Source organism: Peribacillus sp. NPDC096447 (genome assembly GCF_044762725.1).
Taxonomy (GTDB): Bacteria; Bacillota; Bacilli; order Bacillales; family DSM-1321; genus Peribacillus.
In genome coordinates this window covers 44,232-56,417 of the sequence record NZ_JBIWEV010000011.1, presented here as the reverse complement: position 1 = coordinate 56,417, position 12,186 = coordinate 44,232, and the positions used below count along the sequence as shown (strand labels likewise).

General features: G+C 42.6%; 8 protein-coding genes. 5 read left to right on the top strand and 3 right to left on the bottom strand.

The window, feature by feature from the left end; all coding sequences use genetic code 11:
• Positions 1 to 43 precede the first annotated feature (43 nt).
• A complete protein-coding gene (locus tag ACIQZD_RS24145; RefSeq protein ID WP_402907084.1) occupies positions 44 to 1,777 on the top strand; it encodes an AAA family ATPase in 1,734 nt (577 codons plus the stop codon).
• Between the two features lie 664 nt (positions 1,778 to 2,441).
• Here the strand turns inward: ACIQZD_RS24145 and nagE are convergent.
• Positions 2,442 to 4,352, bottom strand: coding sequence for an N-acetylglucosamine-specific PTS transporter subunit IIBC (nagE, locus tag ACIQZD_RS24140; RefSeq protein WP_402907082.1), 1,911 nt, complete (start codon positions 4,350 to 4,352; stop codon positions 2,442 to 2,444).
• A 301-nt stretch (positions 4,353 to 4,653) separates the two neighbouring features.
• Between nagE and nagA the strand changes: the two genes are divergently transcribed.
• Genes nagA through ACIQZD_RS24120 form a run of 4 tightly spaced genes read left to right on the top strand, consistent with a single transcriptional unit; the run spans position 4,654 to position 8,061 of the window.
• Complete coding sequence (gene nagA / locus ACIQZD_RS24135; protein WP_402907080.1) at positions 4,654 to 5,832, top strand: N-acetylglucosamine-6-phosphate deacetylase; 1,179 nt, start codon at positions 4,654 to 4,656, stop codon at positions 5,830 to 5,832.
• On the top strand, positions 5,832 to 6,566 hold the full coding sequence (gene nagB, locus ACIQZD_RS24130; RefSeq protein ID WP_402907078.1) for a glucosamine-6-phosphate deaminase: 735 nt from the start codon (positions 5,832 to 5,834) through the stop codon (positions 6,564 to 6,566). The genes nagA and nagB overlap by 1 nt, the downstream gene beginning before the upstream one ends.
• Positions 6,567 to 6,581: 15 nt before the next feature.
• The gene (locus tag ACIQZD_RS24125) at positions 6,582 to 7,304 is read left to right on the top strand and encodes a GntR family transcriptional regulator (RefSeq protein ID WP_402907076.1); all 723 of its coding nucleotides are present in this window, start codon (positions 6,582 to 6,584) and stop codon (positions 7,302 to 7,304) included.
• A 34-nt stretch (positions 7,305 to 7,338) separates the two neighbouring features.
• On the top strand, positions 7,339 to 8,061 hold the full coding sequence (locus ACIQZD_RS24120) for an SIS domain-containing protein (protein ID WP_402907074.1): 723 nt from the start codon (positions 7,339 to 7,341) through the stop codon (positions 8,059 to 8,061).
• Positions 8,062 to 8,557: 496 nt separating this feature from the next.
• Here the strand turns inward: ACIQZD_RS24120 and ACIQZD_RS24115 are convergent, their stop codons facing one another.
• Together ACIQZD_RS24115 and ACIQZD_RS24110 are read right to left on the bottom strand one after the other, a co-directional pair.
• Positions 8,558 to 11,674 carry an MMPL family transporter gene (locus ACIQZD_RS24115; protein ID WP_402907072.1) on the bottom strand — a complete coding sequence of 1,039 codons (3,117 nt, stop codon included), beginning with the start codon at positions 11,672 to 11,674 and terminating at the stop codon, positions 8,558 to 8,560.
• Positions 11,674 to 12,138 (bottom strand): MarR family winged helix-turn-helix transcriptional regulator, encoded by a 465-nt coding sequence (locus tag ACIQZD_RS24110; protein WP_402907070.1) that lies wholly within the window; start codon positions 12,136 to 12,138, stop codon positions 11,674 to 11,676. The genes ACIQZD_RS24115 and ACIQZD_RS24110 overlap by 1 nt, the downstream gene beginning before the upstream one ends.
• Positions 12,139 to 12,186: the final 48 nt, after the last annotated feature.

Here is a 12,186-nt window from a genome sequence, read left to right as displayed (position 1 = left end):
AAAAATTTTATACTGAATATATATACTTAAAGGAGATGAAAAATTGAACTCGAACTCTAAATTAGTTTCGAAATTGCTGCCGTTCCTGACGGCTCTCATTGTGATAATTTCTGGAATCAGTTGGTATGTTGTTACTCAGTCAAAGGATATGGTCATTCCTTTTTCCTCGGTGGAAAAGACGATTAAAGCCCAAAATGGAGCCCTTGTCACCATTGAAGAAAAAAGAAATGGCACTCTTCACATCTCCACGCCAGATGGAGAATACGTTTCCAGTATTCCTCCCAACAGTCAAATGATCAATAAACTTGTCGAAACTTATAACGTTCAATATTCTTTTTCATCAACTAATAAATCAGCATTATGGATTTTAGGCGGATTAATGGCGGCTCTCGTCACAACCGCTGTCATTATACAGAAAAAATCAAAGGGCGGATTGCGGATCGGCAGTAAAAAACAAAGCCTTTCCACCCCAAAGCCCCTGCCAGAGATAACTTTGGATGATGTAGGCGGTTTGCAATCCGAAATCAAACAGGAGATCCTACAGACACTCACTACACTAAAGGAACCTGAACGTTCAGCTAAAATTGGAATTAAGCCGCCTCAAGGCATTTTATTATACGGCCCCCCTGGAACGGGGAAAACCTTGCTTGCACAGGCAATCGCAAAAGAGCTTGGTGCAAACTTCTTCTCAACGAGCGGTTCAGCCTTCAACGAAATGTTTGTTGGAGTCGGTGCAGCCCGTGTCCGCAGCCTTTTCCAAAATGCACGTAAGCAATCGCCAGCTGTCATTTTCATCGATGAAGTCGACGCGTTGGCTGGTAAAAGGAAAGCTCATGGCGGGGAAGAAGGCGAAAAAACGTTAACTGAACTGCTTGTGCAATTGGATGGAGGCCATCCAAATGAAGGGATTTTATTCATTGCAGCGACCAACCGGAAAGATATGCTCGATGAGGCATTTCTACGTCCGGGCAGGATCGATTTCTCTTTCCAAGTTCCACTTCCGGATACACAAGGAAGAAAGGAAATCATCAATATCCATACGAAGGGTAAGCGTCTGGCGACAGATGTCCTTGCTTCCCTGGATGAGTTGGCTGAAAGTACATCCGGTTTCTCCGGTGCTGACTTAAGCTCCCTGTTCGATACTGCATCACGTCATGCCCTGAGGAATGAACAGGATATGATTCGTAAACAGGATCTTGATTACGCCATTGACCGCACGATACTCGGAGCGACATCACGTACCTTGAATGATGTGGATACGAAACGGCGCGTAGCCATCCATGAAAGTGGACATGCCCTGATTGCAGCTTTGACAAAGCCCGGTTCCGTTCGAAAGGCGACCATCATTCCGCGTGGGGAAGCCCTTGGGTATGTAGCGCCAATACCAAAAGAACTCCATCTGGCAACAGCCAGTGAATTGCTTGATCAAGTCAAAATGATCTTAGCAGGCGGCGTGGCGGAAAGAATGTATTTAGGAGAACATAGCATCGGTGTAGGCGGAGATGTGCAGCAGGCGAAACATCTACTTGAGCAAATGGTCGATACCGGAATGCTTCAAGATGGATTTACCCTCACCTTTAATAAAGGCGAGAAGGAGCAAAAGATGCAGGAATTATTCACGAAAGCGATTTCTGAAACGGAAATGTTGATTGACTCGAATCGCCTACAGTATGAAGAGCTTGTTGAAGAGTTATTGAAAAAAGAGACACTTGAGGGATCTGAAGTTCAGCGTATCGTTGATGCAGCGGAAATAACCAGCATATGCTCGAATGCATAATACTCTTTTCCGCTAAGTCTTAAGACCTAATATTTAGAGCCTGTTTGCAATAAAACAGGCTCTTTTTTTCATATGTGGTAGTGAACCGCAAAGCAGAAATGAATGCTGGGAAATTAACCAGATCCTTTACGGTTTTTCCTGCCCTTGCTGCTGAAATCCAAAGAACAATATTTGCTATTTGCCTTTCTTGGTTTGTACTTCTTCCCGCATTTTCCATATTTCTTTAATTCATATTTTATGTAGGCTGTCCCTTTACAGGTTGCGAACAGTATTTAGCATTTTCATTATAACTTTTAAATCCACGACCACATATCTGGCAAACGAAATTGGCCATTATATATCCTCCGTATTATGCTAACTAACATTAGCCTTCTATCAATCTAACTTTTCGTATCGTTGTTGGAACTCCCCATTAAAAGAGCTCCCGGAACTGTTGTATTTATCCTGAATGAAACTTATCGCTACTGCTGCAAATAAGGCTGGGATGGCAAAACTGATGAAATTCATATAAATGGGCAAATTTTAACTCTATTTATACCCTGCTATTGGGGCACCCGTTTGTTTTGGTTATGACAATTTACCACAGCATGAAGTATATAAAGAAGCCGTTTCACCCAATTAAAAAAAGGGATGTCGACAAATCGACACCCCTTTTTTTACAAATTTATAGTTTTTCCAACTGGATGATATCTGGTGTATTTTGTTTCTGGATCCCTGACTTTTGCAATTTCACTGCCGTTCCTTCAGGTAAGTTAGTGAATATAATAGGAGTGACCGTTGATGGGGCATTCCGTTTTATGAAATCTAAATCAATTTCCAAAAGAGGTGTTCCTTTTGTTATTCTTTGACCTTCTTGCACAAGAGATGTAAACCCTTCTCCATTTAATTTAACTGTATCTAAACCAACATGGATCAGAATTTCCAGACCATTATCCATTTTCAATCCCAATGCATGATTTGTCGGGAAGATACTTAGCACTTCCCCATCAATTGGGGATACTAGTTTTCCGTTGACTGGCTCGATAGCAAAGCCATCCCCCATCATTTTCATTGCAAACACTTGATCGGGAACTTGTTCTATCGGTAAAACGGTTCCTTCAATTGGAAGGACAAAGTCATTTGCACCCAAAGCTTGGTTTTCCTCTACTATATCCTCTGCCACTTGTGCAGATGGAACTGCTTTCACTTGGCTTGGGTCGGCGCCATTCTTGACAAGTTGTTTCATTGCATTTGCAACGAATTCAACATTCGTTCCAACAATGACCTGCACACTCGATTTATTCAACTTCATGACACCGCGCGCACCATGCCGTTTTAAGGCTGCTTCATTCACATTTCCTGAATCGGCCACTTGTAAACGCAAGCGTGTTGCACAGTTATCAATTAGCTTTATATTCTCTTTACCGCCAAGATCTTGAATGAAAAGCGATCCCATATCGGTATATTTGTCCCCTGTTTTTACAATAGTTTCTTCTTCCACTTCTTCCTCATCGTCTTCACGGCCAGGTGTTTTTAAATCCATGATCTTGATGACAAAATAGAAAATCACGAAGTAAACTGCCGCGTATACTAGGCCAATCGGTATTAACCATAGCGGTTTTTGCGCAATACCAAAGTTCAGGAAATAATCAATCGCTCCTGCGGAGAATCCAAAACCATGATGGATATCCAATATAACAGCAAGTGCCAGAGAGACCCCGGTTAAAAGGGCATGTATTACATATAACACCGGTGCGATGAACATGAACAGAAATTCAATTGGTTCAGTGATTCCTGTAAGGAAAGAAGTGAAAGCTAACCCAACAAGCATCCCCGTCACCAATTTACGTTTCTCTTTCTTAGCAGCTGCAATCATCGCTAATGCCGCAGCTGGAAGACCGAACATCATGATCGGGAAAAAGCCGGTCATGAAGGGCCCTGCAGTCGGGTCCCCTGCGAAGAAACGATTTATATCACCTGTCGCTCCATTGTAATCACCAAAGACGAACCAAACCATACTATTCAAGACATGATGCAGTCCTACTGGAAGCAATAAGCGATTCAATACGCCGAATACGCCGGCACCCAATGCCCCTGCACCTGTAATCCAGTCTCCAACACTATTGATTACATCTTGAATCGGCGGCCAAACAAAACCGAATATTGCCGCAAGTATAATCATCGCAAGTGAAGTGATGATCGGGACGAATCGTTTCCCTGAAAAGAATCCAAGCCATTCAGGGAGTCTTATGTCAGAGTATCTATTATATAGAAGAGCAGCAACTATACCGGATATAATACCGCCTAAAACAGCCATGTTGATATCTTTATTAATCGCTTGTGTACCATTCGTTAAAACAAAGTAACCAACAAGACCTGCCAATGCCGCAGCACCGCTTCCATCTTTGGATAATCCAATCGCTATACCTAAAGCGAACAATATGGCAAGATTATCAAAAATAGCTTGTCCCGAGGCAGCCATAAATGGAATATTAAGTAAATCCGGTTGCCCTAAACGAAGCAATAAAGCCGCTGCTGGCAAAACAGCAATCGGTAACATTAAAGCCTTACCAATCTTTTGTAAAAAATTTAACATCGAATTCATCTCCCTTGTTCCTAACTTCTTTTGATTCAGCAGAACGAAAAGACGTATAAAGCGTTTTCATTTTATCAATATAATAACTTTTCTTTGGCTTATACTAGCACAGAAAATATATAGATGTCTATACCAATTTACTTAAAAATATACTATATTCTTCGAAAATTAAGCAAAAAAAGCTTTTTTATTCCTGATACACCTCAACTGGTCTAGACAACTTTTAATAAAAACGATAAAATGAGTGCAAAATATATGAGACTTCATTCATTAAGTTTTACTTTCATAAAGGAGATTATGTATGAAAACATTCATTATTAATAATCTAATAGTTCATAGCGAAAAGGAAACATACAAAAATGGATATATTAAAGTCGCGGATGGAAAAATTGCCGAAGTTGGTCCAGTCAGCCAATACAAACAGGACGATGATGCCAAGGTAATTACTCTTTCACCGGATTATCAGGTAATTCCCGGTGCGATCGACATCCACATTCACGGAGCATCCAATTCCGATGCAATGGATGCCACACATGAAGCATTATCCACAATGGCAGAGACTCTTCCCAAAGAAGGAACCACCAGCTTTCTGGCCACTACAATGACTCAATCTACCGAAGCCATTGAATCAGCACTTCTTAATGCTGGTAAATATATCGAAAATCAATCTCAAGAACACGCTGAAATAATTGGAATCCATTTAGAAGGTCCTTTCATTTCACCGGTCCGTAAAGGAGCACAGCCTGAAGAGCATATCGTTGACCCTAATGTCACTCTATTTAAAAGGTGGCAGGAAATGGCCGAAAATCAAATCAAGCTTGTAACGCTTGCCCCTGAACAACCGAACGGATTAGATCTTGCCGCTCACTTAAAGGCAACTGGCGTCGTCGCTTCCATTGGGCATTCAGATGCAACATATGACCAAATCGATGAAGCAATCCAAGCAGGGACTACCCACGTTACACATCTTTATAATGGGATGCGGGGACTCCATCACCGTGAACCTGGTGTTTTGGGAGCTGCTTATCTTCGAGACGAGCTATATGTTGAACTTATTGCTGACGGCATTCACTGCAGGCCGGAAATGATCAAGCTGGCATATAACCAAATTACCAGCGAACGAATGATCTTGATAACGGATTCGCTTCGTGCCAAATGGCTTGAAAAGGGCACCTATGATTTAGGTGGTCAGCCTGTGTATGTTAACGAAACGAAAGCAACGCTTTCAGATGGTACACTAGCCGGCAGTATATTGAAAATGAACGATGCCATCAAGAACACAATGGAATATACCGATTGTTCCATGACTGACATTATAAAAATGACGGCGGAAAACCCTGCCAAACAACTTCGGATTTTTGACAGAAAAGGAAGCATTCAGGTCGGCAAAGACGCCGATCTTGTAATATTGAATGACCGCTTGGACGTTGAAATGACGTTCTGCAGAGGAAATTTAGCTTTTAAAAAGGAGAATGTATAATGAATATCATACAAGTGCAGGACTACATGGAAATGAGCCGGACAGCCGCAGAAATAGTGATTGGAAAAGTCAAAGGAAATCCAAATATCAAATTGGGCCTTGCAACAGGCGGTACCCCTAAAGGAATGTACGATAATTTGATTGAAGATCACGTGCGTAATCATACTTCTTACGAAAATGTAACGTCTTTTAATCTTGACGAGTATATCGGCTTAAAACCAAATGATCCAAACAGCTACCATTATTATATGGATGACTCCTTATTCAATCACATCAATATAAATAAAGAGCGCACTCACCTGCCAAACGGCACAGCAGATGACACCAACGGAGAATGTAAACGCTATGATGAAGTGATTGATTCCGCGGGAGGGATTGATCTTCAGATACTTGGCATTGGGCAAAATGGCCATATTGGTTTTAATGAACCTGGAACTTCCTTCATATCCGGTACACATGTCGTGACACTCGAAGATTCCACGCGTCAAGCGAATGCACGTTATTTCGATTCTATAGACGAAGTTCCTACACATGCCGTTACGATGGGCATTTCAACAATCATGAAAAGCAAAGAAATTCTGCTGCTGATATCTGGTGAAGAAAAAGCCGAAACACTGAAGAAATTGATACACGGTGACATTTCAGAGGAATTCCCTGCATCTATCCTAAAAAAACATAATAATGTTACAATTATCGCAGACCAAAAAGCGTTATCCGGAGTGATAATACCCTAAAAGGAGCGAAAGTCGATGATTGATAAAAACTCACCTCTTCCGATTTATTTTCAAATCGAAGAACAAATAAAAAGGCAAATAGAAAACGGTGAGTTCCAAGCGCACGATGCCCTTCCATCTGAACGTGAATATGCCGAGCAATTCGGAATTAGCCGGATGACCGTCCGGCAAGCCATAAATAATTTGGTGAATGACGGATACTTATACCGTCAAAAAGGAAGGGGAACCTTTGTCGCCGATAAGAAGTTGGAGCAGCAGCTCAATGGGTTGACCAGTTTTACCGAGGACATGAAAGCCAGGGGATTGAATCCAAGCAGTAAGCTGCTGAGCTTTGAAATCATTCCGGCTGATAAGAAGATTGCCAGTGAATTGCATATTTCCCTTTATGCTCCCGTTTATGAAATAAAACGCATTCGGTTGGCTGATGATGTTCCAATGGCGCTTGAGACCGTGTACATGTCTGCCAATTTAATTAAAGGATTAACGGAAGAAATCATTAACCTTTCTCTTTACCAATATGTGGAGAACTACGTTAAACTTAAAATAGACTATGCTACACAAACGTTGGAATCATCGATTGCTTCTGAATCAGAAGTCACCCATCTAGCGATTCCAAAGCACTCACCCATATTATTCATTCAAAGGCATACGTTCCTAATAGATGGAACTCCCCTTGAATATGTTAAATCGGCTTATCGTGCGGACAGGTACAAGTTCAGTATCAAAATAAGCAGATAAAATTGAATATTTTCAATCGGAGGGTGTCACATATATGAACTCATACTTTGAAGAAGTGCAGGCTTTACTCACAATTGTGGAACAACAGGAAAAGCAATCAATTAAGGAATCTGTGGAACATATCGCAAAAGCAGTGATGTCAGATGGAATCATCCATCTATTCGGAAGCGGACACTCTCATATTTTGACCGAAGAGGTATTCTACCGGGCAGGTGGGTTAGCCGCAATTCGTCCTATTTTCGTTGAAGATTTGATGCTTTTTAAGGGTGCTTCAAGATCATCCCAACTTGAACGGCAAAATGACCTATCAGAGAAATTCATGCATGATGAGGATATCCGTCCTGGTGATGTCTGTATCGTCATTTCATCATCCGGCGTAAATCCCGTTCCCATAGATGTCGCCACTATCGCAAAAGAAAAAGGAGCCTTCGTCATTGGACTAACATCACCGGAGTATGCAAAAAGTTGTCCTTCACGGCATAAACAGAAGCATTATCTCCACGATGTCGTTGATTTGGTCATAGACAATCATATTGCCAAAGGTGACACATTACTGAAATCAAATAATATACCTTTTGGTTCTGGATCGACCGTGGTCGGGGCCGTTCTCCTCAATATGATTTTCACGCAAGTCATCCAAACGATTATTGAATCAGGGGAGTCCCCTCCCGTATTCCTAAGCAGTAATATCGAAGGGGCAGATGAACACAATCAAAAGATCATCGCGAAATATAAAACAAGAATCCCCCAATTATGAATCGATTTAGCCAAAAAGGAGTACATAATTAAAGAAGGCATCCATGCGGATGCCTTCTTACTGTAGACAAACTCGAGGAAAAGCAAGTTTGTCTGCAGTTTTTTTATTTGAATATGTTTAGTTGATTACGCCGGAGCCCAGTTATTCGTCAACGGAGCTTTTTTTTCGACCGTTCGCGATTTTATTCGACCTACCCTGCACTATATTCGACCATTCACGATTTTATTCGACCTGCCCCACACTTTATTCGACCGTTCATCAATTTATTCAACCTTCACCTCATTATTTGCACTCCGGAGCATTTATTTTGCGGACCACTCATTAAATTCGCTCCCTTTTCACCAACTGTCTGCCAAGCCTCTAGCGGAGTTATTTGGAGTGAAGTGTCGCAAATTTATTCGATCTAGGGAGGTTCCATCCATTCAAGAAGCCCCATTCAGTCGAAAAACTGAAGGCATCCATGCGGATGCCTTCTTTAGTTTAAGGGTACTTCACTTTATTCCTTATTTTTTAAAAACGGCCACCAATTCGCATTTCCGAACGTCGCAACCATAACCGGAATAAACAATGGCAATATGACAAACGCATATAAAGCAAGCCCCACCAATATTAAAGTGGCTATCTCCAAGAGCGATAAAACTCCTGCTGGCATCATGGCAGCAAAGGTTCCGCCCAGAATGACAGCCGCCGAGATGATCACCGTTCCCATTTTTCTCATGGACAGTAACATCGCTTCCTTGACCGGCTTATCTTTCCATTCGTTAAAGCGATCCATCAAGAAAATGCTATAGTCAATGCCAAGAGCAATCAAGATGACGAAAGCAAAGAAAGGAACTGCCCAGCCGATGCCGGCGTAACCGAGAATATTAACAAAAATCAACTCGGTAATGGCTGCCGCTGTATAATAAGTCAAAACGAGCGACACAATCAAATAGACCGGCATGACCAGGGATCGCAGCATGAAAAAGAGAATGATTGCGATACCCGACAGCATCAAAACGACCGTCCGTGAGAAATCCTCCTCAGACATCATGCCCAAGTCATGATGTGTACTTGTGATTCCCCCTATCGCCACTTGCGCATTTTCTAGCTTTGTATCTTTCGTTACTCTTTCAACGGTTGCCCCAATCGAATCGATTTGCTCGATTGCTTCATTGGAATATGGATTCGCCTTGAACACCACATCCATGGTCATGGTTTTACCGTCTTCAGATAAATACGCGTTCAATGCTTCCCCGAATTCTTCGCTTTCGACTACTTCTTTGGGAATGTACATGCCTGTTACCGTTTTATCCGTTTTTGCCAGCCCTGATAAATAACCCTGTGCGGACGATAGTCCATCATGGACTTCATTCAGACCATCCGCACTTTCATTTAAGCCATCTTTCAAATCAGTAAGTTGTCCGCCAAGGCTTGAAAAACCATTTAGGAGTTCTTGCTGCCCATTACTTAAGCTGGTAAGGCCTCCTTTAAATCCTGACAAATTATTTATGACTTCCCCCTGACCATTGGCCATCGTGCTTAGACCTTTTTGTAAAGTGTCAACACCTGAAATCAATTGGTTCAGGCCCTCCCCGAGAGAGGTTTGACCGTTTACGATTTGGGCCATATTTTCGTTCGCCGTATTCAAACCGCCGGACACTGAACCAAGATTCCTATTGAGCTCGGAAAGGCCTGCTGCCATGGGCTCCAAGCCACCCTGTGCCCCTTGCACGGTTTGCTTGATCGTTTGATAGGACTGATCCGCCTGTAATTCTGGATGAGTGGCTTCCATTTGCTCAAAGGATGGATTTAAACCAGCAAGGCTTTGTGATATGCCCGTAAGATTAGTTTGAATCTCTTTGTATCCACCTGTGAGCTCACTTAGCCCATTAGCTGATTGTTTATAGCCTTCGAGGAGCTGTCCGCTTCCGGTGGCGAGCTTCTCCAAGTTTGCCTTGACCTCATTCAGTCCGTTTTTTATATCCACAGTCCCTGAAGAGCCATCGCGAATGCCTGCTTCAATGCTTGTTAACGCCTTCTCCACCTGGCCTACGCCGCTCTTTAATTCATTAGTCCCGGATATGAGACCCCCTATTCCGTCCGTCGCTTGCTTCAGCCGCGGTCCTGAATCTAAAAGCTCACTGCCTGCCGTTTTTAATCCATCACTGATTTGTTTAATGCCTTCATTTCCTTCCCCGATTCCCTTTTCCAAAGTTTCGGCCTGGTTCGCTACAAATAAATCCTTAATCGGTTCACCTGTCGGGCGGGTCATGGATCGAACTACATCGACTTCATCCACCTTGACGACTTCCTGGCTGATTTTTTCAGCAAGTGCGACGTATTCTTCCGAATCCATGCGTTCGTCATTCTTTATGACAATCTGTGTTGGCATGGATTGTCCCGGTCCGAATTCATCGGAAATGATATTAAAAGCCATGATGGAAGGAACATCATCACCCGCTTCTTCAAGGGAGTTATATGAAATCTTCCCGTCATACATAAACAAAAAGGGAACACAGACGATTGCAACGACCATCAGCGCCAACAATGGGCGGTTCATGGAGAAGTTACCGAGAATTCCCCATAGTTTACTTTCACTATGCTCAAGCTTCCCTTTTGCCGGCCAGAATAGCTTTTTGCCAAGAACCGCCATGAAAAATGGAACGATCGTATAAAGGGCGATCATTAAAATGAAAACCCCTATGGCAACGGCCGCCGCAGATTGATAGAGCTTAAAAGTAGAAAAACCGATTGCCGCAAAACCAATCATTACGGTCAGCCCACTGAAGAAGACTGTCTTACCCGCAGTTCGGTAAGTCTCAACGATCGCTTCAGGCAAGGACTCCTGTGACGATAGCTCTTCCTTGAAACGACTAAGCAGCAGGATGCAATAATCAGTCCCGATTCCAAATAAAATACCTACCAGGAATATTTGGGTGTAGGACGAAATCGGAAAGTCCCATTTATCCACCAGGAATGAGACGATGGATTGTGAGCATAAATAAGTGAAACCTACCGTTACCAACGGAATGATCGGTGCCACCACTGAACGGAAGACTATCAGCAATACAGCCAGAATGAAGACAACCGTGATGCCTTCAGTTTTCTTCAGCCCTTCTTGGGAATTGGCATTAAGATCTTCATCGATCATCCAGCTGCTTGTGTAATAATGCTCGACATCCACTTGCTCCAGCTCTTTATAAAGGGCATCGATCACTTCCTTAGCTTCTCGGTCCCCCTTGGCCATCGTGATGGATGTCAAAACCGTTGTTTCATTCTCCGAGACCAACTGACCTTTTAGCGAGGGCTCTTTAAAATGGGTCATGACCTCTTTGATGCCAAGCTCTGCTTTATTTTTTTCAAGGTTTTGGATCGCTATCTCAATCTCTTTCAATTCCGAGGAAGACAGCTTCTTATCACCATGAAATACGAGGGCCACTTGTGACTCATCCTTATCCTGGATCTCTTTCATTAGCTCATTGGCCATCCCAGAGGAGTACTCTGCCGGTACATCCAGCTGTCCCTTATTCCGGACAAGGTCCGCCATATTCGGTGCTGCAAACAATAAACCTGCCGTAATTGCAACCCAAGCGATAATGACCAGCCATCTTCCCTTTATGATCCCCCTCATTATATTTCCTCCCATTCCTCATTCTTCATTTGAATGAAAATTTGTGCAAGCTTCTCATATGTATCAAGGAATCCAACGATCTCTTCATAATCGAATTTCGTCATGATGCTCTCTACCAACTTATGAATCTTATTTTCCGTTTCCTGTAACAATGCTTCCCCCTCTTTTGAAAGCTTCAAGTGAAAGACCCTTCGGTCAACCAGGTCCTGTTCCCGTTCTATCAATCCTTTGCCTTCCAGCCTGTTGATGTTGGACGTGACGGCACTCTTATTAATATAAAAGGCATCACTGATTTCCGTCGATGTACACAACCGCTGTTGTTGAATGAAGCGTAAAGTATAGTATTGTTCGTTCGTCAGCACATCACAAATCTGATCTTTTATTAAAAGCTCCCCCATCTTATTGACATAGAAGGAAACCTTCATATATCGATCAATCAATCCAGTAACTTTTTCATTAGTCATCGTTGCACCTCCCAAAAAGTAGTTCAGTCATTTAACTATATGTAGATT